The sequence below is a fragment of the Acidimicrobiales bacterium genome (assembly GCA_041394245.1).
GTDB lineage: Bacteria > Actinomycetota > Acidimicrobiia > Acidimicrobiales > Aldehydirespiratoraceae > JAJRXC01.
The window spans coordinates 2,078,135-2,101,044 of record JAWKIR010000002.1 but is presented as its reverse complement, the minus strand read 5'-3'; the positions used below and the strand labels follow the sequence as shown (position 1 = coordinate 2,101,044).

Below are 22,910 nucleotides of genomic sequence, written 5' to 3'. Positions count from 1 at the left end.
TTGTCGATGGCACGACCCTCCGACATCGGAGCGATCGACACGTTGATCGGGTTCCGGGCCGCAGCCGACGTCGACCGCAACCCGGCGAACGTCCGTCCCTCGCAGCGCGGTGACCGGCATCCGGCCGACTACATGTATCGCGACATCCCCGCCCTCGCGGGCATCGACGATGACGACACCGCGGTCATCGCCGACACGCTCGCCGCGATGGACGCCAACGGCGTCGCCGTCGGCCTGGTCACTCTCGGCCATCCCGCCGCGGTCCCGGCGGCCATCGCTCACCCGTCGCGCTTCGCGCTCGCGACACAGGTCGATCCGAACGACGTCATGGTCGCGGTGCGTCGGATCCGCCACGATCACGAGCGCTACGGCATCCGGGCGGTCGGCGCGTTCCCCGCCGGCGCGGCACCCCCGCAGCGTCTCGACGGCGCCGCCTGGTATCCGATCTATGCGACGTGCGTCGAGCTCGGCCTTCCCGTCTTCGTGACCGTCGGCGTTCCGGGGCCGAGGGTTCCGATGGACAGCCAGCACGTCGAGGCGCTCGACCGGGTCATGTACGACTTTCCGGAGCTGGTCCTCGTCATGCGACACGGTGCCGAGCCCTGGACCGACCTCGCAGTGAAGCTCATGCTCAAGTGGCCGGGCCTGCACTACTCGACCTCGGCGTTTGCACCGAAGCACTACCCGGCGGCGATCGTCGACTACGCGAACACGCGGGGCACCGAGAAGATCCTCTACGGGGGCTACCACCCGTACGCGCTCGAACTCGACCGCATCTTCTCGGAGATGGACGACGTGCCGTTTCGCGATCACGTGTGGGAGCCGTTCCTGCGCGCGAACGCGGCACGGATCCTCGGGTTCGCCTGACCGGTCGACGCCGGCCCTGACGACTACTCCTTGGCGGCCTCGAGGTGCGCAGCGAACATCTCTGCGGTCTCGAGCCAGCCGTTGACCATGTCGAGCACCATGTCCCTGGCCGGACGGACCTTCTCGATGCTTCCGATGATCTGGCCGGCGGGGTGGCCGGCGAACGGCTTGGAGTGGACCCGTCCCCAACGGGCGGCGTACTCGCCGAAGAGCAGACCCTGGATCGGCATGGGGAGGGTGGCGGGTGCGTCGTCGCGTTCCCACGCGTTGACCCAGGCCGAGCGGAACTGACGGGCCGGCTTCCCGGTCATCGCCCGGGAGCGGATGAAGTCGGTGGAGGTGGCGGCGAGCAGGTTGTCCGTGACTTCGGGCGACATGTCGGCCTCGGCCGCCAGGAGCCACATCGACCCGGTCCAGGCGCCTTGGGCACCCAGGGCCATGGCGGCCGCCATCTGGCGTCCGTCCTGGATCCCGCCCGCGGCGAGCACGGGTACGTCGGGGCCCACCGCGTCGACGACCTGGGGAATGAGGACCATCGTCGAGATCTCACCGCAGTGGCCGCCGGCCTCGGTGCCCTGGGCGATGATCACGTCGGTGCCGATGGCGAGCTGACGCTCGGCGTGCTGTCGTGAACCGACGAGTCCGCCGACGAGGATGCCCCGTTCGTGGCACTGGTCGACCACGTACTTCGGCGGCGGGCCGAGCGCATTGACGACCATGTTGACGTTGTCGTGGCTGAGCGTGACCTCCACCTGGCCCGGACCCTCCGCGTCGACGTTGAGTCCGGCCGCCTTCGGCACGCGGTCGGTGTCGTCGGGCAACGGCGGGATGCCGGCCTCGGCCATGATCCGATCGGCGAACTTGCGGTGCTCCTCGGGGATGAGCGAGGCCAGGTATTCGGGCGTGGCGGTCTCGCCGCCGCCCTGACCCTCGTACTTGGCCGGCATCGCGAAGTCGACCCCGTAGGGCTTGCCGCCCACATGGTCGTCGATCCAGTCGAGCTCGATCTCGAGCCGCTCGGGCTCGTAGGCGAGTGCACCGAGCACGCCGTAACCGCCGGCGTTGGTGACGGCCGCCACGACATCGCGACAGTGGGAGAAAGCGAAGATCGGGAACTCGATCCCGAGTTGGTCACAGATCGGGGTGCGCATGGAGTCTGCCTAGCACACGGCTCCCCGGAATACCGAGGCTCGGATCACTGCGGCTAGGTCACCGCGCCCTTCACCTTGAGGTCGATGATCTCCTCCATGTCGAGACCGAGGTCGCCGGTCAGGATCTCGTCGCCGTGCTCGTTGAATCCCGGAGCCCGCCCGACCGGGCTCGGCGCGCCATTGAACTGCACCGGCGTGGTCACCAGCTTGAAGGGCACTCCGGCCTCGTTCTCGAGGTCCTGGACGTAGTCGTTCGCGATCGACTGCGGGTCGTCGATGATCTCGAGCGAATCGAGCACCGGTGTCCACTGGCCGTCGAAGTCGGCGAGGTCCCGACGGACCTCCTCGAGCGTGCGTGTCGCGATGAACTCGTCGACGACCGCCTTGGCCTCGGTCGCGTTGGCCGTGAGCGTCTCGTGGGTCGCGAACCGTTCGTCGTCGATGAGTTCGTCGCGGCCGATCACCCGGCAGAACTCCTGCCAGTACTTGAGCGGCTGCAGGCAGGTGATGTTGATCATCCGGCCGTCGGCCGTGGGGAAGGTGCCCAGCAACGGGTTGAACACGATGCCGCCCATGTCGAACGGGCGCCATGCCGATCCGTTGACGTGGCTCATCGCGATGCCCGAGGCCATCGCCCACATCCCGGTTGCCAGCAGCGACACCTCGAGCGACTGCGGCTCGCCGGTCCGTTCCCGCTTCAACAGGGCGGCACTGATGCCGCCGGCGATGGTCATCGCGCCCATCGAGTCGCCGAAGGCCGGGCCGGGCTGGCTCGGCATGCGTTCGTCGTCGACGAACCACGCGCCCATCGCGGCACCCGATCGGCACCAGAACGAGGTCATGTCGTAGCCGCCGCGATTGCCCTCGGGACCCTTCGGTCCCCATGCCGTGCCGGCGGCGTAGACGATCGACGGATTGTGGGCCCGCACCTCGGCTTCGGTGATGCGCAGTTTCTCGCGCACCGCCGGCGGCTTGTTGACGAGGAAGACGTCGCTGATCGCGATGAGCCGATGCAGTACGGCGAGCCCGTCGTCGTTCTGGAGGTCGAGACCGAGGCTGCGCTTGCCGCGGTTCGCGTGTTCCATGATCGCGTGGACCGCGCCGCTGAGGTCGACGGCGCCGCTCTGCCCGAGGCCACGCGCCGCGTCGCCGCGGACGGCGTGCTCGATCTTGATCACGTCGGCGCCCCAATCGGCGAGGATCGCCGACGCGGCGGGTACGAAGGTGTGATCCGCGACCTCGAGGATCCGGATTCCGTCCATGACTCCACTCATGACGGAGGTCCTACCACGCCGGTGGAGATCAGGTGAAGTAGCCGGGTCGGCTGACGTAGGTCTCGGTCACGAAGAGGACGCCGTGCTGGTGTTCGAGGAGTTGGCGTATCCCCGCGACGAGCGTGTCGGCGCGATCGAGGGGGACCACCGAGATCAGCATCGACAGGCTCGCCTTGTCATTGAACAGCAGTCGTCCCTGGTGTGCGCCGCGATGGCCGAAACCGGACACGCCGGTGACGGCGGTGTAGCCCGAGGCGCCGGCCCCGAGCATGAGGTCCCGGACGGTGGCCTCGTCGGCGCCGTCGATGACGACCTCGATCTTGGCCATCTTGGTGAGATCGGCGAATTCGGTCATGCACTCGTTCCATTGGTTGTGGGGGTGGACGGGCCGGCGTCGGGTGTGTCGGAAGGCTGCCACACGGTCCACGGGCCCGCCGGGCTGCGGAGGGTCCACGGCTCGTCGGCGCCGCTCCGGGCGGCGATGTGGATCCACTCGTTCTCGACGAGATCCCGGAGACCGGGGTTGCGAGCCACGATCCGGTCGATCATCTCGGGCGGTGCCTGGATGAGCGCGAGGAGACGCAATGGTTCGTGGACCATCCGGTCGCCGAGCGACACGGACTGGCTCGGGAGACCGACCGCGAGGTCGCCGCCGTCGCCCAGTACGACACCGACGCCGCCGATCGGGTTGTGGAGCATCTTGTCGCCGGCACCGAAGATGTCGGGGTCGACGGTCGAGAAGTAGTACTGGCACGAGATCCATTGGGCGACGACCAGCGGAGCGGTGAGGATCGTCTCCAGTGCCACCCCGTCGGGATCCGTCGCGGCGTCGTAGCTGTGGAGGAAGGAACGACTCCCGAGATCGACTCCCGCGGTGACCGACCGGGGTGCGGCGATGAAGGCGGCGTTGCCCGCCAGTCCCCATTCCGGTCGAACCTGGGCCCAGTCGCGGCCGCGCTCGCGCACCCGACGAGGATCGCCCGGAAGACGGTGGGCCCGCTCGGCGCTCGCGGCGGCGCCGGCGGTCGCGAGATCGCGTTCGAGCGCGGCGAGCGGCTCGGCGAACGCCGCAGGGACGAGGTGGGGATCGAGGATCGACACGACGTCGGAGGTCGTCTCGTGCTCGGCGGCCACCACCCAGGTGTCGGGGGAGAGGTGAATGCCCCGATCGGCCAGACGGCTGCGGACCTCGGCGTCGTTGAGGATCGCGGCCGCGACCCGGGCGTTGGCACCGCCGGGTGCGCCGCCGCATGCGCCGCAGTCGAGCGAGGAGGCGTGCGGGTTGTTGACCGTCCTGGCGCTGTGACCGCAGAGGACGATCAAGGGGGCGCTCGGCGTCAACCCGATGGTGGTCAGGATCGCCTCGGCGAAGAGCGTGCGGTCCTCCAGCGGAAGCCCCGAGGCGGGGTTGACGGCGGGGTCGACCGAGGCGAAGGTCGCAGTGGCCTCGCGTCGACGGCCCCGGCGTCCGGGCAGCAGCGTCTTGAACGCAGCGCGTGGACCGAGCAGCCAGCCGGCCGACTCGGCGAGTGCGAACGGCGATCCGAGGCCGGCCTTGGCATCGTGGTAGGCGTCGTGACCGGCATGGGCCAATCGGCCGCGGGCGATCTCCGGTGCGGTCCCGCCGTCGACCACCAGCTCGGTCACCTCGAAGCGGGGATTGACGAGCACGGGGCACCGCGCCTCGACGGTGCCGGAGCCCATCGGCCGCCATGAGATCGGCACTCCGAAGAAGCCTGCGAAACCGTAGGTGTCGTAGTCGCCCTGGGCTTCCAGATGCCGGCGCAGCACCTCGGACCGGACGTCGATGCAGGCGACGAAGTGCGCCACCGGTGACGTCGACTTCGGCACGGGGTCCGCGTCGGCGAGCTTCGTCAACAGTTCGTTGCGGAAGGCGCGCTCGTGGGCGACGAGCCAGATCGCGGCCCGGGTCGATTCGGGCACCCGCGCGAGCAGGCGGGTGACGTCTGCGATGCCTTCGTCGCCGGTGTCGTCGTCCCCGGTGTCGTCGTCCCCATGGGGCCTGTGGCCGAAGTGGGCCATGACCGAGGCGACCCGGCGCGGGAGTGCACCGGTGTCGATCGACGGCGCCGGGGAGACGGTGAGCGGGAGACCGAACGACGCTTCGATGACGGCGAGGAGTGCGATCACGTCGAGTACCCGCAGCTTGGGACCCCGGTGGTTGGCGGGTGCCCACTCGTCGCACCAGCGGGCGTAGCCCGTCCAACCCGGAAGTCGCGTCGCGAGGGTGCGCAGGATCTCGGTTCGGTTGTGGTCCTCGGGATCGAGCACCCACAGCGCCGCGAGGAGGGCCGAGGACGGATCGTCGGGTAGGCCGAGGATCCATTCCTGCGCCGGTCCGCCCACGAGTGAGCGGAGCCGTCGGTCGCCACCGCACAGCTGATGCCACGCGGCGAACAGGCCGCGCTCGCGTTCGGGCATCGCGAATGCGGCGGCCGATTCGTCGGCGTACGCGATGCACCACTGGGCGACGTATGCCGCCACGTCGTGTTGACGGGGATGGAGTCGGGCATCCGCGTCGACCGCGAGGGCGACCGGTCCGGCGACGAGATCGTGGACCAGCAGGTCGAGTGGATCGGTGGCGCGCCCCGAGATCATCACCGGGGGTTCGTGCGCCAGCAGGGGGTCGACCTCGAGGATCGCGGCGCGCAGGTCGTTCTCGGTCACGTCCCCGCGAGAGAACGCGGTGCGGGAACTCTGGAGCGATCGGTGGGTGCGGGCGCCGAAACGACGGCCGGCCTCGGTGCAGGCATCGTGGAAGGGGAGGTGTTCGAAGCCGCCGAGCGGGTTGACCGCCACGAAGGAGGTCAACGGCCAGATCGGCGCGATGATCCGCGCCGCTGACGACACGTCGGCGCGTAGCGCGGCGAGATTCGGTGCGTGGGTGATGGTGGGGCTCATGTCGACCCGCTCCTATCGGGCGAGGATCCGGCCGGTGGGGCGGAGGTGGGGTTGGTTGGTCGGACGGAGGACATCGGATCGGCTGCGGCGGGGCTCGATCGTCGTGGCCGCCGGCCGGCGCGCAAGGCGCGGCCCGGTCAGGCCGTGGAGGGTGACGTAGGCCCGGCGCCGCATCTGCGAGCCGCTCGGGCCGGGGAGCCAGGTGATCGTGACGGCGCCGAGTGCGATCACGGCGAGGGTGGCGACGAGGACCCCCGGGCCGACTGCGCCGTCGACTTCGTAGGGGACGGTGTCGGCGACGTGGATCTCGAAGAGGCTGAGCCCACCCACGTAGGCGAATGCCGCCGCCGCGCCGGCGCCGATCCCGATGACCAGTGAACCCGCCGTCGAGGGTGCCGCGCGCAGCCACCCGTTGACCGCGTTGCCGGTCGTGAGGGTGCCGAACGTCAACACCAGGATCGCGGCCGCCGTCGTGACGTGCGGGTCGAACACCAGGAAGGCGGCCCCGATCGACGAGACCGACGCCGTGGCGGCGATCGTGAGTCGGCGGGTCCGGTTCAGTGTGGATTCGGCGTGGGGGAGGTGGCGAAGACGGCCGCGGGCCGAGACGGTGTCGCCGGCACCCAGGAAGAGCGCCGCCTTGTACATGGCATGGCCGACGAGATGGAACAGCGCTGCGGCGAATGCACCCACTGCCAACTGCACCGTCATGAACCCCATCTGGCCGGCCGTGGACCAGGCGAGCGCACCCTTCGCGTCGGCCCGCACCAACATGACGGCGGTCGCGAGCACGGCGGTGACGATGCCGGCGCCGAAGGCGAGGGCCATCGCCGGTGTGGAAACTCCGACGACAGGAGCGAGACGGATCATCAGCACGCCGATGCCGTTGACGACGCCGGCGTGGAGGAGGGCGGACACGGGCGTGGGTGCGGCGATGGTGCTCGGGAGCCAGCGGTGCAGTGGGACGAGGGCGGACCGGGCCACCCCGGCGATCACCACCAAGACCGCGACGATGTCGAGGGCCGTGGTGCCCGCACCGACCTCGTCGGCTGCGAGCGCTCCGGCGTCGGCGGCGACGGTCCGGAGATCGAGATCGCCGACGGCGAGGATCGAGACGACGATCGCCGCGCCGATGGCGACATCGCCGACGGCGAACGCCCGTCGAGTGCGCTGCATGGCCATCCGGGCCGGTGCCCAATCGCGGCGGTGGCCGACCAGAGCGGCGAGCACTGCACCGGTCGCGATCCAGCCGACGGCAATGCCGGTGCCGGTCGCCGACAGCGCCACCGTGGAGGTGCTCGCGGTGAGGAGTGATGCCAGTACGAGGAAGCGGTTCCGTCGGGGGTCGCCGTCGAGCGCACGACGGGCGAACGAGATGACGACCGTGCTCACCGCGGTGGTGAGCAGCGCGAGAATCGCCTCGCCCCGATCGGCGACCAGACCGATCGTCGCTCGGCCGTCGTCGCCCTCGTGAACGAGCTCCTGCGGTGCGTCGAATGTCGCAATGACCACTACGGCAGCCGCAACGGCGGCCGCTGCAACGAACGCCTGGGCCACGTGCCCGTCGCCGCTGCCCGGCGAGCGCAGCGAGAACGTGATCAGCGCGCCGGCCAGCGGCAGGAAAGGCACAAGCAGAAGAACGTATTCCATAAGGCGATATCATAAACATGAAATATAGTTCATGCAATGATTATCTGAGATTCTGCGCTATTCTCCCTTCATGGCAGTCCAGCGGGAGCCGGATGAGCGGAACTGGACGTTCCTCACGAACCACACGCACGTGCTGATCTGCCTGGCCCGCGATCCACAGATGCGGCTGCGCGATCTCGCGGAAGAGGTGGGAATCACGGAGCGGGCGGTCCAGGGGATCGTCAACGATCTGCGGGCGGCCGGCTGTCTGATGCCGACGAGAGTCGGCCGCCGGAACCACTATGCGATCGACGGAGAGAGCCCCATGCGGCATCGAGTCGAGCAGGGGCACGTGATCGGCGATCTGCTGTCGGTGATGACGCCGCGGGGAACGTCGTCGTCGGAGTGATGATCGGCTAGACCACAGGATGTGACATCGTCCGCCGAGAATCCCGCTGTCCCGAATGGTTTCGCGCCGAGCGCTACCGAGTTCGTGTCGAACAATCGAGACTGGGCGGCGAGATTCGAGCCGAGTGGCCTTCCCGTCAGCCCGAGACGCCATGTTGCGATCGTGGCGTGTATGGACTCCCGCATGCCGATCTTCGGCATCCTCGGGCTCGACCGTGGCGACGCTCACATCATCCGCAACGCCGGTGGCGTCGTCACCGACGACGTGATCCGTTCGCTGGCGCTCTCGCAGCGGTCGATGGGCACCCAGGAGATCATTCTCGTGCACCACACCGACTGCGGTCTGCAGAAGGTGACCGAAGCAGGCTTCAACGACGAGATGCAGGCCGAGCTCGGGGTCCGGCCGCCCTGGGCGCTCGAGTCGTTCGTCGATCCCTACGCCGACACACGCCAGTCGATGCGGCGACTGGAGCTGTCACCGTTCATCCCGCACAAGGACCACATCCGCGGGTTCGTCTACGACGTGGAGACGGGAACGCTCGACGAGGTCCTCCCGGAGTAGTCCGTGACGCGCCGGCGACGACGCCGGCCCCGAGAAGGTAAGGGTGTCTGACCCCAGAAGGTATGGGTCAGGGGAGGGAGGCGGTGGCGCGGTCGCGGAGTTCGTACTTGAGGACCTTGCCGCTGGCGTTGAGGGGGAGCTCGGTGACGTACTCGACGTGGCGGGGGCACTTGTAGTTGGCCATCTCCGCGCGGCACCACGAGATCAACTCGGCAGCATCCTGCGCCGCACCCGGTGCCGGCACGACGAAGGCGTAGCCGACCTCGCCGAGTCGCTGGTCGGGAACACCGACCACCGCGACCTGTCCGACTCCGGGATGGCGCATCATCAGGTTCTCGATCTCCGCCGGGTAGGCGTTGAACCCGCCGTTGATGAACATGTCCTTCACGCGGTCGGTGATGGCGATGTTGCCGGCGTCGTCCATGGTCCCGATGTCGCCCGTGTGGAGCCATCCCTCGGCATCGATCGTCTCGGCCGTCTTCTCGGGGTCGTCGAGATAGCCCTTCATCACGTTGTAGCCCCGCACCACGATCTCGCCGGGCTCGCCCCGGGGAACGTCGCGGCCCTCGGGGTCGTGGATCTCCACCTCGACGTCGTCGATGGCGCGGCCGCTGGTCTTGGCGATGATCTCGGGGTCGTCGTCGTGGCGGCACATCGTGGCCATGCCCGACGACTCGGTCAGGCCGTAGCCGGTGACGATCTTCTCGAAGCCGAGCCGCTCCCGCATCTGGATGATCATCTCGACGGGAATCGCGGCGGCGCCGGTGACGGCGAGCCGTAGCGACGACATGTCCCACTGGTCGAGATCCTCGGTGTTGAGGATGGTCTGGTAGATCGCCGGTGGCCCCGGCAGCATCGAGATGCGCTCCTCGGGGATGCGCTTCATGACGGAGGGCACGTCGAAGACCGGATGGGGGATGATCGTCGACCCCGTCATCAGGCAGGCGAGGATGCCGGCATTGAGTCCGAAGGAATGGAAGAAGGGATTGATGATCAGGTAGCGGTCCTGATCCATGCCGATCGTGCTCGCCCACGACAGGTAGGACCGGCAGATCGCCGAGTGGACGAGCATGGCGCCCTTCGGGTCGCCGGTGGTGCCCGACGTGAACATGATGTGGCAGAGGTCGTCGCCGGTGACCGTCGCCGTGCGGGCGGCTCGCTCGTCCTCGCTCACCTGGTCGGCACGGGCGATGAAATCGGCGAACGACGTCGTGCCCTCCGGCACGGTGCCTCGCATCACGACGATCTCGTTGAGCGAGTCGGGGATCGTCGCCCCGCGCAGCTCGGCCACATAGTCGATGTCGAGGAAGTCGGTGACGGTGAAGAGCATCTTCGCGGCGCTGTTGCCGAGGACGTACTCGGCCTCCCGGCCCTTCCAGCGGGTGTTGACCGGCACGACCACACCACCGGCGACATGGACACCGAGCGCGGCGACCGCCCATTCCCAGATGTTGGGCGCCCACACGGCCACCCGGTCGCCCTTGTCGATGCCGCTCGCCATCAGCGCTCGGGCCGCCCGGCGGATCTCGTCGCGGAACTCGACGAAGTTCCAGCGGACGTCGCCGTCGACCATCGCCTCGTTGTCGCCGAACCGGGCCGCCGCGTCGTCGATCAGTTCGGGAATGGTGGCCCAGGGTGCGCTGCTCATGGTGGCCGACCCTAGTGCCCTCCCGTTCGTGTCGAGAAAGGCGACCGTGCAATGATTCGACCGTCGTATCCAAGGGGAAGAACATGCAGATCAAGGGACTACGGGCCATCGTCGTCGGCGGGGCATCAGGGATGGCACGAGCCACAGCGGAGGCCATCGTGGCCGGCGGGGGAACCGTGGCGATCCTCGACCTCGCGTCGTCCGACGGTGAAGCCGTCGCCGCCGAGATCGGGGGCGGGACCACCTTCCATCCGTGCGATGTCACCGACTTCGAAGGAACCGAGGAGGTCCTGAAGGCGGCGGCCGCAGCCCTCGGGGGTCTCGACGCGGTCGTCAACACGGCGGGCGGCGGTGTGGCGAAGCGCACGCTCTCCAAGGACGGGCCGCACCCGCTCGACGAGTTCCGCTGGGTGGTCGATCTCAACCTCGTCTCCTCGTTCAACCTCAACCGCCTGGCCGCCGCGATGATGAGCGACAACGAGCCCAACGACGACGGCGAGCGCGGGGTGATGATCAACACGGCATCGATCGCCGCATTCGAAGGCCAGATCGGGCAGGTCGCCTACACCGCCGCCAAGGCCGGTATCGCCGGCATGTGCCTCACCATGGCCCGCGATCTCGGATCGCTCGGGATCCGGGTCAACGCGATCGCGCCCAGCCTCTTCGCCACCGGTATCACGAAGGGGATTCCCGACGAGTTCGCCGACGCGCTGACCAAGGACGCCGCGTTCCCGAAGCGCCTCGGCAAGCCGCAGGAGTACGCCCGCCTCGCGGTCGCCATCATCGAGAACCCGATGCTCAACGGCGGCTGCATCCGCCTCGACGCCGGTCAACGGTTCGCGCCACGCTGACGCGTCGGCGCGGCGCCTGATCAGCGGCCGGTGAAGTCGGGGTCGCGCTGGTCGCGGCGGGCCCGGCTCGCCTCCTTGAAGTCGGCGGACCGACTGGACAGCTCGATGGCCATGGCCTCGTCGGCCAGGTGCCGGTCGAGATCCGCGGTCAGGGAGCGCTGCACGAGCGCCTTGGCGAGGCCGACGGCGACCGTTGCGCTCCCGGCCAACTCGGCCGCCAGGGCAGCCGCGACCTCGCCGACGTTCGAGGTGGGCGCCGAGGCGTGGACCATGCCCCACTCGGCCGCGGTGGTGCCGCTCACCTCCCGCCCCAGCATGAGGAGCTCCTTGGCCCGGGCGATGCCGATGAGGCGCGGGGCGAGCCACGAGATGCCGCTGTCGGGGGTGAAGCCGGAGCGCACCATCGGCGCCGACAGGCGGGCGTCGTCGGCCACGACCGCGAAGTCGGCGGCGAGCACGAGTCCGAGCCCGAGTCCCATCGCCGCCCCGCGGGCGGCGACGACGATCGGGATCTGTGTCTCGAGCATCGCCGGGATCAATTCGTTGACCTGCCAGCGCATGCGACGTTGGGTCTCGCCGGTTCGGGGTGGCGTGTCGGGTTTCGAGCGCCCGGTCAGATCGAACCCGGAACAGAAGTGATCGCCCGCGCCGCAGAGGTGGATCACCCGGGCATCGTCGTCGGATCCGGCGGCCTCGATGGTCGAGATGAGCGCCTGCACGATCTCGTCGGTGAGCGCGTTGCGGCGCTCGGGTCGGTTCAGCAGCACGCGGACGATGCCGCCGTCGTGGGTGACGTCGACCCCCTCGACCGGCGCGGGATACGGCTTCATGAAGCGGTCCCCGCCGCCTTGCTCGACAGTTCGACCGGGGTCTCGGGGCGAGCCGTCAGGTCGAAGGTCGTGATCTCGTGCAGGTTGACCATGTCGGCCAGGGGGTGGGGGTCGACGGGTTCGGCATCGGGATCGACGACGATCTCCCAGGCGTGGACGGCATCCCCGTTCGGCCCGAGGTGGCGCACCCGGGCCCGCGGGTTGACCGCCTGGGCCATGTGCTCGAACCCGGGCCGGTCGGGCGTGGCGAACAGCGGCATCAGCGGGCTGCGGGGGTCGTCGTGGAGCGCCGTGCAGTCGTGGAGTTCCACCACCACCGCGTCGTCGTGGAGCCGGACACGGATGTCGGTGTATTCCGGGACGTGGACGGGGTCGACCTGGAGCACCTTGGCGATCGCTTCGAGGTCGTCACCCTCGATCCGCAGGGCCCGGGTGAGTCGCTCGGTGAGGCCGGGGGCGAAACCGGCCCGATGCTCGGGGATCGTCTGCTCGAGGAAGTCGTCGCCCCAGTTCTCGGCCGCCGTCCAGAAGCCGGCCCGCATCAGGAGATGATTGTCGAGCGCGTACTCCTTGGCCTGGCGGACCAGAAAGGCATGGGAGAACTCCTCGAGCCGGAACCATTCGAGCAGTGGACCCGAGTAGTCGTCGAGGCCTCCGGGCTCGGCCGACTCGCCGAGGATGAACGGGAAGGCCGCGGCCTTCGTCGTCTCCATGAAAGCGAGGCTCGGGTTCGGCGGGAGGGCGCCGGTGGCCTCGTGGTCGATGGAGAGACGCCAGCGGCAGTGGTGACCGGTGAACTCGTCGGGCCGTGGCGGCCGGAAGATCGGTTCGCAGCGGGCCTTCGGGTTGGTGGCGCCGAACGTGGCATCGAAGGTCCGGTCCTCCATGTCGTGGCACATCAGTTGCACGGTGGCCGGGTCGTTGCCGGACAGCCGCCGCAGATGGTCGTGGGGGCCACAGAACTCCGTCCAGAAGATCCCCTCGTCGTCGGAGAGAACCTCGAAGCGGAAGTCGAGATAGTGATCGGGCCCACCGATGTCGAGCTGGATGCCCTTGAAGATCGACGCGACCGTCTCTCCCGCGGCCCCGACATTGGCCAGGTTGCGGCGGGTGTAGATCGGGCTCGCCCCCATCCACTCGCCGTCGGCCATGGTCACGGTCGCGGCTTCACCGCCGACCACGGCGATGTGCGGCATCCATGACCGGTCGTGGAACATCGACAGCATCTGGTACTCCCGGCAGAGTCGGGCCAGCGCCCCCCGCGACAGAGAGGCGACGGTCCAATCGGGGTCGAAGGGGCCGGAGTAGTCGTCGACGACGGTCATGATGGCGACGCTAGTGGGTGCGGTTGCGTGGTAGGGAATGGCGCATGGAGCACTGGGAACTCGACGCCCGCGAGCAGATCCGTGATCTGGTGGCCCGCTACAACGCCAATGGTGACGCCGGCCGGTTCGCACCGATGATGGAGCTGTTCACGCCCGAGGCGGTGATGCACATCCCGTCGGGGTCGCACCACGGCCGCGGCGCGATCGCGGCGATGTTCGCCACCGCCGCGGCCAAGACGGGTGACGGTGACGCGGCCCGGGCCCGGTTCATCCGCCACTTCACGGCGACGCTGCAGATCGACGTCGAGTCACCCCACACCGCCTCCAGCCGCTGCTACTACCAGGTGCTGACCGACCGGGGCCTCGACCACTGGGGCCGCTACATCGACCGGTACCGCTGCGTCGACGGCCGCTGGTTGTTCGCCGAGCGGAAGGTCACCACCGACGGTGTCGTGCCCGGCGGTTGGGGCGATCAGTCGTCGGGGTCCTAGGACCCGCCGACTAGCTTCGAGTCGTGCCAGACCTCGACGTCCCCTCGCTGATCGTGCCGCGGCGCCGGATCACCGGAATGTCCGCAGTGCTGCTGCCCCACACCCGCAACGGCGAGATCGACTGGGCCGCGACGGAGGCGCACATCGCCCGCACCCACGAAGCCGGTCTCGTGCCCGGGGTCAACATGGACACCGGGTACGTGCAACTGCTCGATCACGAGACGAAGCTGCGGGTGCTCGACCTCGCCCGGCAGGTCACCGGTGGGAACTTCGCGGCGGGGGCCTTCGTCGGGGACTCTCCCGGAGACCCCCTGGACCTCGCGGCCTACATCTCGGCGGCGACCGACATCGCGAGCCGCGGTGGGACCCCGGTGGTGTTCCCGAGTCACGGTCTCAACGAGGGGACCGAGGACGAGTGGATCGACGCGCTCGCGGCGATCGGTGCCGAGCTCGACCGGTTCCTCGGCTTCGAGCTGGGCCCGATGTTCGTCCCCTACGGCCGCATCTTCTCGCTCGACACGTATCGGGCGCTGCTCGACATCCCGCAATGTGTCGGGGCCAAACACTCGTCGCTCAGCCGGGACCTCGAATGGCAGCGGTTGGCGTTGCGCGACGAGGTACGCCCCGACTTCATGGTCCTGACCGGCAACGACCTCGGGATCGACATGGTGATGTACGGCTCCGACTACCTGTTGGGGCTGTCGACCTTCGCCCCCGAGCTGTTCGCCGAACGCGACCGGCTGTGGCACGAGGGCGATGCCGGCTTCTACGAGCTCAACGACCTGCTCCAGTATCTCGGACACTTCACGTTCCGTCCGCCGGTCCCCGGGTACCGGCACAACGCGGCGACGTTCCTCGAGCTGCGGGGATGGGCGGAATCCGACAACGTCCCGGCCGGCGCGCCGCGCCGTCCGAGCGCCGACCGTGAGGTCCTGCGCGACATCGGCGAACGCCTGGGGGTGCTCTGATGGCGCGCTACACGCAGGTGAAGCGGCTCACCGACGCGGCGGCGTTCCGGGATCATGTCGCGTCGCTCGGCGTGGAGATCCCGCTCGACGACGAGGTCGATCCGGCCGGCGTGCTGGCCGCGCCGATGACCATCACCGACGGCTCCGCGGGCACGACGTTCGCCCCGAACCGTTGGACGGTCCTCCCCATGGAGGGGTGGGACGCCGAACCCGACGGTCGCCCGTCGGACCTGGTCCGGCGCCGGTGGGGTCGGTTCGCCACGAGCGGTGCGGGTCTCGTCTGGGGCGAAGCCACGGCGGTGCGTCCCGATGGCAAGGCCAACCCCCGCCAGCTTGTCCTCGACGAGACCACGGTCGACGACATCGCCGCGTTGCGATCGATGCTCGATCCGCGTCAGGTGTCGGTGCTCCAGCTGACCCACTCGGGCCGCTACGCCCGTCCGAACGCCGACGGTCCCGCGCCCCGGACGCTCTACCGTCACCCGCTGCTCGACCCGCGGGTGGGGGCCGACGACGCGAACCTCCTCACCGACGACGAGATCGACGAGATGGTCGCCCAGTTCGTCGATCGTGCCGTGCTGGCGGAGCAGGCGGGTTTCGACTTCGTCGACGTCAAGGCCTGCCACGGGTATCTCGGCCACGAGTTCCTCACCGCCTACGACCGGCCCGGCCGCTACGGCGGCGACCTCGTCGGGCGGACCCAATTCGTCCGCTCCGTCATCGAAGGGATCCGTGATGCGGCGCCAGGACTGGGGGTTGCGATACGGCTGTCGATCTTCGACCTGGTGCCCCATGTCGCCGGTGCGGGCGGTACCGGGGTGCCGGAGATCGAGGGCGACTATCCCTACGCGTTCGGCGGCGACGGCACCGGGCACGGCTACGACCTCACCCAGACCCACGCGCTGCTCGATGCCCTCCACATGATGGGCGTCGGCCTCGTGTGCGCGACGGCCGGGAGCCCGTACTACGTCCCCCACGCACAGCGGCCGGCCTACTTCCCACCCTCCGACGGCTACCAGCCTCCCGAGGACCCTCTGGTCGGTGTTGCCCGACTCATCGCGGCGACGGCCGAGGTCACCAACCACCACGCCGAGATGCGCATCGTCGGCGCCGGTCTCTCGTACCTGCAGGAATGGCTGCCCAACGTCGGCCAGGCCATGGTGGCGAACGGCGTCGCCGACTCGGTGGGGCTCGGCCGCATGGTCCTGTCGTATCCCCACATGCCCGCCGACGTCCTGGCCGGGCGCGAGCTCGATCGACGACTCCTGTGCCGGACCTTCTCCGACTGCACCACGGCGCCGCGCGGTGGTCTCGTCTCGGGTTGCTACCCGCTCGACGACTTCTACAACGAGCGCGAGGAACGCGTGCAGCTCGCCGCGTTCAAGAAGGAAGCCAAGGCCCGGCTCCGCTGACGGCCATGCCGGCCCGCACGGCGAGGTCGGCTACATCCAACTCTCGTCGGCCAGCCCGAGTTCGGGCCACGGACCGGAGGCGATGGGCTGACAGTTGCCCCAGCCCTCGGCGCCGCCGACCGGGTCGATCACCCGCACGGTCGTGTCGCGGATCTGGTGCAGGCGGCGCGCCATCTCGGGGGTACTGCAGTCGGCGATGTACTCCCCATCGACATGGTGCTCGCCGCGCCATTCGCCGTGGTGGTGGCCATCGAGCCCGAAGTAGAGGCCGGCCCCGAGCTGCACGCCCGTGTCGCCCATCACCTCGATGGTGAGCGGACGTTCGGATCCGTCGGCCATGCGGCAGTCGAGCGTTCCACCGAGGAGGCGACGATTGTCCGGGTCGAACCGCAGGTGGGGGACGATGTCGACGATCTGGTCGCTCGACCCGTCGGGGTGCTCGACCTGGGCGGTCACCATCTTCTGACCATGATCGCCGACCGCATGCCACGTGTAGTGCAGGTGCAGGGCGAAGTGCGAGCCGTCCGCGCGTTGCATCAGCACCGGGCACCAGATCATCTGGAAGCCGACGCCGGCGGGGATGCCCGTGCCGGGCTCGGTGTCGGTGGGCGGGGTGCCGACGTCGTAGCGCACCCCCCAGGAGTGGTCGCGGGTGCTGACCCACGAGTCGGGTGACATCTCGGTGCGCACACCGTCGACCTCGATCCAACCGGAACACACGCCGGTCTGGTGATAGCGGACGAGATCGGTCGCCGTGCGATAGGCGCGGCGGTGGAACGAGCGCTCCTCCTCGAACGGTGGGAGCACGGCCTCGAAAAGCCAGTCGAAGGCGATCGGTTGGGTGTCGTTCGCCTCGAGCCGGAACCGGACCTGTCGGAGCGGTTCGATCACCTCGTACGACAGGGGCCCCATCGCGGTGGTCGTGGGTGCGGGTTCGAGCCGGCGGCTCGCCCGGACGGTGAACTGTTCGACCCCGCGACTCACGGCGCCATAGCCGTCCATCACGTTGCGATTGGTGTACTTGCCGAGACCGAAGCCGATCTGCAGGCTGCCGTCGCGGGCCATGGCCATCGCACAGACCTTCTCGGTCCACGACGGATCGCTCGACCCGACCTGGGCGAACGTCTCGGGAATCTGGTGGGTGAAGCCCTCGTCCTCGGGGAGGATCGGACCGATCGGATTCGGCATCAGCTCCACCAGCTTCCGTCGAGCATCTGTTCGAGCACGTGGCGGTGGGGGATCACCGAGTCGAGGTCGTCGGGCCACTCCGCCTGGCCGAAGTGCACCGTACGTTCGGTGACTCTTGCCATGATCATGGCGTGCCGCAGCGCGGCGTAGACCTCGAACCACTCGAGGTTCTGCACCTTGCGCCCGGAGAGCGACTCGTAGGTTTCGATCACGTCGTCACGCCGCAGGAAGTCGGGCATGCCGGGGATCTCCAGCACGTTGGCGATCTCCTGGAAGAACGTGTGCATGAACATCATCCACGCCAGGTCCATCTCCTGTGGCGCGAGCGCGGCCATCTCCCAGTCGAAGGCGGCGACGGGCTCGAAGCCGTCGGCGGCATACATGATGTTGCCGATGCGGCTGTCGCCCCAGCTGATCACGGTCGGCCCCTCGTCGGCCGGCCAGTTCGCATCGAGCCATTCGAAGGCGCGCTCGACGATCGGATGTGTGCGTCCGTTGCGGGACCACTCGTAGTAGGCCCGCTGGTTCTCGACGTGGCGGGCGAGCGGCGTCGGGCCGGCGGCCGGTGTGTCGAGAAAGGCGGTGTCGAGGCCTTCGATCGAGATGCCGTGGAGATCGGCGAGGATCTTCACGCTGGCGTCCTGGAGGGCGCGTTGCTCGGCCGGTGTGGCGGCCGACAGCCACCCGTCCATGAGGTACGGGGGGATGTCGGCGGGTACCCGCCCGGTCATGCGGTCCATCACGAAGAACGGTGCGCCCAGCGGCGTCGGGTCGGACTCGTACCAACGGGTGCGAGGGACGGGGACGTCGCTGCGGTCGCCGACCAGCTCCATCACCCGGTACTGCAGCTCGAGGTCGTAGGTGGGGAAGACGGGGACGTCGGCGGTGTCGGGCTCGACCCGGGCGACGAGCGCATGGGTCGTCCCGTCCCAGGTCGCGTCGAACAGCAGGGTCTCGCTCGACATCCCGCTGCCCTCGGGGCTGGTCACCTCCCCGACCTCGACCGTGGCGTCGACCTTCTCGTCGAGCCACGCGCGGACCCGGGTCTGCAGCTCGGCCCGATCGCGGCTCGAGCGGGTGAGTTCGTCGGCGGCGTACTTGTCTGCGGAATCGTGCTCGGACATGGCGGCGAAGTTAGCCCGCACACCCCGAAGGAACGAAGTGCTCCGGCTGAGTGCCGGTCGATTCCCGCGCCTACCATCGGCGCCCGATGGACTTGCGCTACACCGAGGCAGAAGAGCACTTTCGCGACGAGCTGCGAGGGTGGCTCTCCGACGTTCTCCCCGACGTTCCGCCACTGCCCGCGGACCACACCGACCTGGTGGCACGCCGGGCCTACGACACCGACTGGCAGCGGATGCTCCACGACGCCGGCTATGCCGGCATCCACTGGCCGGCCGAGTTCGGCGGCCGGGGGAGCACCCCGACCGAGCACCTGATCTTCCTCGAGGAGACCGAACGGGCCGGTGCTCCCTATGTGGGCGTCAACTTCGTCGGGCAGCTCCACGCCGGCCCCACGCTGATCGCCGAGGCATCGGATGCGCAGCGGACCACCCACCTGGCTCCGATCCTCAAGGGCGAGCACGTCTGGTGCCAGGGCTTCTCCGAGCCGGGATCCGGCTCCGATCTCGCCTCCTTGTCGACCAGGGCCATCGACGACGGCGACGACTATGTCGTCACCGGTCAGAAGATCTGGACCTCGTTCGCCCAGGTGGCCGACTACTGCGAACTGCTCGTGCGGACCGACGCCGAGGCCCCGAAGCACAAGGGGATCACCTGGGTGATCATGCCGATGGACCTGCCCGGCATCGAGATCCGCCCGATCGACACCGCGCTCGGCTCGGGCGAGTTCGCCGAGATGTTCCTCGACGAGGTCCGCATCCCCAAGGTGAACCGTGTGGGCGACGAGAACGACGGGTGGCGCGTCACCAACGTCACCTTCTCGTTCGAGCGAGGGACCGCGTTCATCAGCGAGGTGATCTCGTCGCAGCGACTTCTGGCCGATCTGGCCAAGGTCGCCCAGAAGGTGACCCGCCGATCGGGCACCGCATGGGACGACATGGGCATCCGTCGTGAACTCGGGCAGCTCGATGCCGAGCTCGACGCGCTCTGGTCGCTCACCAAGCGCAACGTGAGCCAGGCGCAACGCACCGGAATGGTCGGCCCCGGCGGTTCGGTGTTCAAGCTCGCCTACGCCGACGTGCGCAAGCGCATGGCCGATCTCGCCGAACAGATCCTCGGCCGGGCCGGGCTCGCCATCGGCGATTCGCTGGATCTCAGCGAACTCGATCATGTCGGCCAGCGGCTCTACACCCTGACCCTCACGATCGCCGCCGGCACCTCGGAGATCCAACGCAACATCGTCGGCGAACGGCTGCTCGGCCTGCCGAGAGGAGATCGCTGACATGGATTTCGAACTCTCCGAGGACCAGGAAGCCCTGGCCGAAGGCGTGGGCGCGCTGTGCGCCGGCCGCTTCGACATCGAAGCCGTGCGGGCGATGGAGACCGATGGTCTCGATCGCGGGCGCTGGGCCGAACTCGCCGAGACCGGCGTCTTCTCGCTGTGTCTTCCCGAGGCCGACGGTGGTGTGGGGCTCGGCTGGGCCGAGGCCGCAGTGGTGTTCGAGAAGCTCGGCCGGGCACTCGTGCCCGGGCCTCTGGTCGCCACCACGCTCGCCGCGGGGATCATCGACGGAGCCGCCGAGGGGGCCACCGTCGTCACCACGGTCGAGCGGACCGCAGGACCCGTCAACATCGAACACGTCGTCTGGTCCGATGTCGTCGTCATCAGCGACGAGCAGGGCCTCTGGTCGGTGCCCGCGGCGGCGCTCGGCGGTACCGATGCCCACCAACCGCTCGATCCCCTGACGCCGATTCGCCGCGTCGATGCACTCCCGCAAGGCGAGCAGATCGGCGACGACGATGCGGCGGCCGAGTGGCGGCTCCGCGGTGCGCTGTTGACGGCCGCGCTACAGCTCGGCATTTCGATCGGTGCCACCGAGCTCGCCGTGGCCTACGCCAAGGAGCGCGAACAGTTCGGCCGCCCCATCGGTGCGTTCCAGGCGGTCAAGCACCGCTGTGCCGACATGATCACCAGGGTCGAGGTGCTGCGAGCCGCGGTCTACGCGGCCGGTGTGACGCTCGACGGACGAGGCGTCGAGTCGCCCGAACGGGTGGTGTCGGTGGCCAAGATCCTCGCGTCGAAGTCGGCTGCTGCGTGTGGGAAGGATTGCGTGCAGGTCCACGGCGGCATGGGCTACACGTGGGAGGTCGACGCCCATCTGTTCCTCAAGCGGGCGTGGGCACACGATCTCGCGTTCGGCGATGGTGGCGAGCTCGCGGAGGACCTCGCTGCCGGACTCGTTTCGTGACCGCCCTCCAGCGGATGATCACCCTCGACATGGAGGGCGTGGTCACTCCCGAGATCTGGATCGCGGTCGCCGAACGCACCGGCGTCGACGCACTGCGCCGGACCACTCGCGACGAGCCGAACTATCAGGCGCTGATGGACTATCGCATCGACATCCTCGAGCAGCACGGGATCTCGTTGTCGCTCATCCAGGACGTGATCCGCGGCCTGGGCGTGCTCGACGGCGCCAGGGAGTTCCTCGACGAGCTGCGCGCTCGCCACCAGGTGGTGCTCCTGTCCGACACCTTCGAGCAGTTCGCCGAGCCCTTCATGGAACAGCTCGGTCGGCCGCACCTCCTGTGCCATCGGCTCACCGTCGTCGACGATCGCATCGTCGCGTTCGCGCCTCGGGTCGCCGACCCGAAGACGCGTGCGGTCCGGTCGTACCAGAGCCTCAACTACCACGTCACCGCGATGGGCGACTCGCACAACGACCTGGGCATGCTGCTCGCCGCCGACGCGGCGAGCTTCATCCATCCGCCCGACGGCCTCCCGGAGCAGTACCCCGAGATGCCCGTCGCCCGGAACTACGGCGACGCGCTCGCCTGGATCGCCTCGATCGACTGACCGGGGTGGTCAGCCGCGCGGGGTGAACTCCGTGCCGTTCCAGTCGTAGATCGTGCCGGGGTCGTCGTTCATGTAGGCCTTGCCGGCCGAAACCGACGCGGTCGCCGAGCCGGTCATCTCGAAGGAGAAGCCCGCGTCGGTCAGCGCGAGGAAGTCATCCTGGGTGGGGTTCGGGCCGATCGCCTCGAGCGCAGCGGTGAGGAAGTCGAACGAGGCGCATGCCATCCAGGTCGACGACAGCGCGCTGAGCTCCTCCTCCTCGGGGAAGAAGATGACGGTCTCGCCGAGCTGCTCCTCGATCAACGAGATGCACTCCGGCATTCCGTGGAGGCCCTGCTCGGCGACGGTGCCCGGATCGGGGGCGGCCACGCCGATCATCTGGAGCACCGACAGGTCGGCGCCGAGGCTGTTGAGAGTCCGGATTCCCAGGTTCGACGTGATGAGGACCATGTCGTTCTCGAGGTCCTGGTTGTCGATCGCATAGGCGGCGCCGATCACGGCGTTGCCGACGCCGATGACGTGCGTGGCTCCGGAGCTGTTCCAGATCTCGGCGAAGCGATCCTGCTCGGTGAGCGCAGCCGCGGGGTCGTCGCTGTAGGCGACCGAGCTGACCGTCGTCGCCACGACATCGAGCCCGAGATCACCGAGCACCTGCTCGAGTTCGCCGGCCCGGTCCTCGCCGCCGGCCTCGTCGCCCGCCGTGATGGCGATCTTCGCGTCGGCGAGTTCGTCGCTGAGGTTCGCGATGCCACCGGAGAGGGCGGCGTAGGCATCGGAGAGCACGCTGAACAGCTTCCCGCCGGACCGCTCGACCTCGACGGCAGCGAGATCGAGGCCGTTCACCGTGATGGTGTTGCCGAGATCGGTGAGGCACGTCATGTCGCCGAATCCCGACGGTGTACGCGTGACGACGGCGAACACTTCCTCGTCCTCGGTCAGCTGTACGCAGGCGGCATCGAAGCCGGTCGTGTCGGTCAGACCCCACTCGGTGACGACCAGTTCGATCTGGCGTCCGATCACACCGCCGTTGCGGTTGATCTCGTCGACCACGACCCGGTAGCGGGCGATCTGGTCGCCGGTGTTGGAGAACTGGGTCGTGTCGGGGATGGCGAGGCCGATGCGAACCGTCTCCTCGGTGATGCCGCGCTCCGACCCCGTGAGTTCGACATCGGGCGTGGTGTCGGTGCCGTCGCCCTCGGGGATGGTGCCGTCGACCGGCTCGGCATCGTCGGTTTCCGACGCTGCCGCGGTCGTGGTGGACCCGCCGTCGTCGTCGGTCGCGGTGTCGTCGTCGCCACAGGCGGCGGCGAGGAGTGCGAACGAGAGCAGGACGGCGATGAGGGCGGTGAGGCGACGCATCGTGAGGTTGTAGTCCAGAATCCGTTCGGGTCGCGACCCGGCCGTCCCG

21 protein-coding genes are annotated in these 22,910 nt (G+C 68.8%); 10 read left to right on the top strand and 11 right to left on the bottom strand.

Features of this window, described 5'->3' with window-relative positions:
- Positions 1–6 precede the first annotated feature (6 nt).
- Positions 7–867, top strand: coding sequence for an amidohydrolase family protein (locus tag R2707_10520; protein MEZ5245521.1), 861 nt, complete (start codon positions 7–9; stop codon positions 865–867).
- A 23-nt stretch (positions 868–890) separates the two neighbouring features.
- Here R2707_10520 and R2707_10515 read toward each other — a convergent pair whose 3' ends face one another.
- Genes R2707_10515 through R2707_10495 form a run of 5 tightly spaced genes read right to left on the bottom strand, consistent with a single transcriptional unit; the run spans position 891 to position 7,864 of the window.
- Positions 891–2,018 (bottom strand): nitronate monooxygenase, encoded by a 1,128-nt coding sequence (locus R2707_10515; GenBank protein ID MEZ5245520.1) that lies wholly within the window; start codon positions 2,016–2,018, stop codon positions 891–893.
- Between the two features lie 53 nt (positions 2,019–2,071).
- Positions 2,072–3,292: a CoA transferase gene (locus tag R2707_10510; protein MEZ5245519.1), complete on the bottom strand. Its 1,221-nt coding sequence runs from the start codon at positions 3,290–3,292 to the stop codon at positions 2,072–2,074.
- Between the two features lie 28 nt (positions 3,293–3,320).
- The gene (locus R2707_10505) at positions 3,321–3,647 is read right to left on the bottom strand and encodes a hypothetical protein (GenBank protein ID MEZ5245518.1); all 327 of its coding nucleotides are present in this window, start codon (positions 3,645–3,647) and stop codon (positions 3,321–3,323) included.
- Positions 3,644–6,214: a putative inorganic carbon transporter subunit DabA gene (locus tag R2707_10500; GenBank protein MEZ5245517.1), complete on the bottom strand. Its 2,571-nt coding sequence runs from the start codon at positions 6,212–6,214 to the stop codon at positions 3,644–3,646. Before R2707_10500 ends, R2707_10505 begins: the two co-directional genes overlap by 4 nt.
- 12 nt (positions 6,215–6,226) lie before the next feature.
- Positions 6,227–7,864: a proton-conducting transporter membrane subunit gene (locus tag R2707_10495; protein ID MEZ5245516.1), complete on the bottom strand. Its 1,638-nt coding sequence runs from the start codon at positions 7,862–7,864 to the stop codon at positions 6,227–6,229.
- 70 nt (positions 7,865–7,934) lie between these two features.
- Between R2707_10495 and R2707_10490 the strand changes: the two genes are divergently transcribed.
- Positions 7,935–8,252, top strand: a complete 318-nt coding sequence (locus R2707_10490) for a winged helix-turn-helix domain-containing protein (protein MEZ5245515.1) — start codon at positions 7,935–7,937, stop codon at positions 8,250–8,252.
- 21 nt (positions 8,253–8,273) lie between these two features.
- Positions 8,274–8,813 carry a carbonic anhydrase gene (locus R2707_10485; protein MEZ5245514.1) on the top strand — a complete coding sequence of 180 codons (540 nt, stop codon included), beginning with the start codon at positions 8,274–8,276 and terminating at the stop codon, positions 8,811–8,813.
- 67 nt (positions 8,814–8,880) lie between these two features.
- Here the strand turns inward: R2707_10485 and R2707_10480 are convergent, their stop codons facing one another.
- The gene (locus tag R2707_10480) at positions 8,881–10,461 is read right to left on the bottom strand and encodes a FadD3 family acyl-CoA ligase (GenBank protein ID MEZ5245513.1); all 1,581 of its coding nucleotides are present in this window, start codon (positions 10,459–10,461) and stop codon (positions 8,881–8,883) included.
- An 83-nt stretch (positions 10,462–10,544) separates the two neighbouring features.
- Here R2707_10480 and R2707_10475 point away from each other — a divergent pair, with 83 nt between their 5' ends.
- The gene (locus tag R2707_10475) at positions 10,545–11,312 is read left to right on the top strand and encodes an SDR family oxidoreductase (protein ID MEZ5245512.1); all 768 of its coding nucleotides are present in this window, start codon (positions 10,545–10,547) and stop codon (positions 11,310–11,312) included.
- A gap of 20 nt (positions 11,313–11,332) precedes the next feature.
- Here R2707_10475 and R2707_10470 read toward each other — a convergent pair whose 3' ends face one another.
- Both R2707_10470 and R2707_10465 read right to left on the bottom strand, forming a co-directional pair.
- Positions 11,333–12,142, bottom strand: coding sequence for an enoyl-CoA hydratase/isomerase family protein (locus R2707_10470; GenBank protein MEZ5245511.1), 810 nt, complete (start codon positions 12,140–12,142; stop codon positions 11,333–11,335).
- Positions 12,139–13,467: a hypothetical protein gene (locus R2707_10465; protein MEZ5245510.1), complete on the bottom strand. Its 1,329-nt coding sequence runs from the start codon at positions 13,465–13,467 to the stop codon at positions 12,139–12,141. Before R2707_10465 ends, R2707_10470 begins: the two co-directional genes overlap by 4 nt.
- A 44-nt stretch (positions 13,468–13,511) precedes the next feature.
- Between R2707_10465 and R2707_10460 the strand changes: the two genes are divergently transcribed.
- From R2707_10460 to R2707_10450, 3 genes are read left to right on the top strand one after another with little or no spacing between them, the layout of a single operon-like run.
- Entirely contained in the window at positions 13,512–13,958 is a 447-nt protein-coding gene (locus tag R2707_10460) for a nuclear transport factor 2 family protein (protein ID MEZ5245509.1), read from the top strand.
- 23 nt (positions 13,959–13,981) lie between these two features.
- Positions 13,982–14,926: a dihydrodipicolinate synthase family protein gene (locus R2707_10455; protein MEZ5245508.1), complete on the top strand. Its 945-nt coding sequence runs from the start codon at positions 13,982–13,984 to the stop codon at positions 14,924–14,926.
- On the top strand, positions 14,926–16,338 hold the full coding sequence (locus tag R2707_10450) for an NADH:flavin oxidoreductase (GenBank protein ID MEZ5245507.1): 1,413 nt from the start codon (positions 14,926–14,928) through the stop codon (positions 16,336–16,338). Before R2707_10455 ends, R2707_10450 begins: the two co-directional genes overlap by 1 nt.
- Before the next feature lie 30 nt (positions 16,339–16,368).
- Here the strand turns inward: R2707_10450 and R2707_10445 are convergent, their stop codons facing one another.
- Positions 16,369–17,526 carry a hypothetical protein gene (locus R2707_10445; GenBank protein ID MEZ5245506.1) on the bottom strand — a complete coding sequence of 386 codons (1,158 nt, stop codon included), beginning with the start codon at positions 17,524–17,526 and terminating at the stop codon, positions 16,369–16,371.
- Positions 17,526–18,650, bottom strand: a complete 1,125-nt coding sequence (locus R2707_10440) for a phosphotransferase family protein (protein MEZ5245505.1) — start codon at positions 18,648–18,650, stop codon at positions 17,526–17,528. The genes R2707_10445 and R2707_10440 overlap by 1 nt, the downstream gene beginning before the upstream one ends.
- Before the next feature lie 86 nt (positions 18,651–18,736).
- Here R2707_10440 and R2707_10435 point away from each other — a divergent pair, with 86 nt between their 5' ends.
- The 3 genes from R2707_10435 to thrH are packed head-to-tail and all read left to right on the top strand — an operon-like array spanning position 18,737 to position 21,502.
- Positions 18,737–19,930, top strand: coding sequence for an acyl-CoA dehydrogenase family protein (locus R2707_10435; protein ID MEZ5245504.1), 1,194 nt, complete (start codon positions 18,737–18,739; stop codon positions 19,928–19,930).
- Between the two features lies 1 nt (position 19,931).
- A complete protein-coding gene (locus R2707_10430; GenBank protein ID MEZ5245503.1) occupies positions 19,932–20,897 on the top strand; it encodes an acyl-CoA dehydrogenase family protein in 966 nt (321 codons plus the stop codon).
- The gene (gene thrH, locus R2707_10425) at positions 20,894–21,502 is read left to right on the top strand and encodes a bifunctional phosphoserine phosphatase/homoserine phosphotransferase ThrH (GenBank protein ID MEZ5245502.1); all 609 of its coding nucleotides are present in this window, start codon (positions 20,894–20,896) and stop codon (positions 21,500–21,502) included. Before R2707_10430 ends, thrH begins: the two co-directional genes overlap by 4 nt.
- A gap of 9 nt (positions 21,503–21,511) precedes the next feature.
- Here the strand turns inward: thrH and R2707_10420 are convergent, their stop codons facing one another.
- Positions 21,512–22,861: an ABC transporter substrate-binding protein gene (locus R2707_10420; GenBank protein ID MEZ5245501.1), complete on the bottom strand. Its 1,350-nt coding sequence runs from the start codon at positions 22,859–22,861 to the stop codon at positions 21,512–21,514.
- Positions 22,862–22,910 lie beyond the last annotated feature (49 nt).

Bases quoted from the DNA above. Each gene is read 5' to 3' on its own strand.
- R2707_10520 (MEZ5245521.1), top strand. From the start codon at position 7: ATGGCACGACCCTCCGACATCGGAGCGATCGACACGTTGATCGGGTTC.
- R2707_10515 (MEZ5245520.1), bottom strand. From the start codon at position 2,018: ATGCGCACCCCGATCTGTGACCAACTCGGGATCGAGTTCCCGATCTTC.
- R2707_10510 (MEZ5245519.1), bottom strand. From the start codon at position 3,292: ATGAGTGGAGTCATGGACGGAATCCGGATCCTCGAGGTCGCGGATCAC.
- R2707_10505 (MEZ5245518.1), bottom strand. From the start codon at position 3,647: ATGACCGAATTCGCCGATCTCACCAAGATGGCCAAGATCGAGGTCGTC.
- R2707_10500 (MEZ5245517.1), bottom strand. From the start codon at position 6,214: ATGAGCCCCACCATCACCCACGCACCGAATCTCGCCGCGCTACGCGCC.
- R2707_10495 (MEZ5245516.1), bottom strand. From the start codon at position 7,864: ATGGAATACGTTCTTCTGCTTGTGCCTTTCCTGCCGCTGGCCGGCGCG.
- R2707_10490 (MEZ5245515.1), top strand. From the start codon at position 7,935: ATGGCAGTCCAGCGGGAGCCGGATGAGCGGAACTGGACGTTCCTCACG.
- R2707_10480 (MEZ5245513.1), bottom strand. From the start codon at position 10,461: ATGAGCAGCGCACCCTGGGCCACCATTCCCGAACTGATCGACGACGCG.
- R2707_10475 (MEZ5245512.1), top strand. From the start codon at position 10,545: ATGCAGATCAAGGGACTACGGGCCATCGTCGTCGGCGGGGCATCAGGG.
- R2707_10470 (MEZ5245511.1), bottom strand. From the start codon at position 12,142: ATGAAGCCGTATCCCGCGCCGGTCGAGGGGGTCGACGTCACCCACGAC.
- R2707_10465 (MEZ5245510.1), bottom strand. From the start codon at position 13,467: ATGACCGTCGTCGACGACTACTCCGGCCCCTTCGACCCCGATTGGACC.
- R2707_10460 (MEZ5245509.1), top strand. From the start codon at position 13,512: ATGGAGCACTGGGAACTCGACGCCCGCGAGCAGATCCGTGATCTGGTG.
- R2707_10450 (MEZ5245507.1), top strand. From the start codon at position 14,926: ATGGCGCGCTACACGCAGGTGAAGCGGCTCACCGACGCGGCGGCGTTC.
- R2707_10445 (MEZ5245506.1), bottom strand. From the start codon at position 17,526: ATGCCGAATCCGATCGGTCCGATCCTCCCCGAGGACGAGGGCTTCACC.
- R2707_10440 (MEZ5245505.1), bottom strand. From the start codon at position 18,650: ATGTCCGAGCACGATTCCGCAGACAAGTACGCCGCCGACGAACTCACC.
- R2707_10435 (MEZ5245504.1), top strand. From the start codon at position 18,737: ATGGACTTGCGCTACACCGAGGCAGAAGAGCACTTTCGCGACGAGCTG.
- R2707_10430 (MEZ5245503.1), top strand. From the start codon at position 19,932: ATGGATTTCGAACTCTCCGAGGACCAGGAAGCCCTGGCCGAAGGCGTG.
- R2707_10420 (MEZ5245501.1), bottom strand. From the start codon at position 22,861: ATGCGTCGCCTCACCGCCCTCATCGCCGTCCTGCTCTCGTTCGCACTC.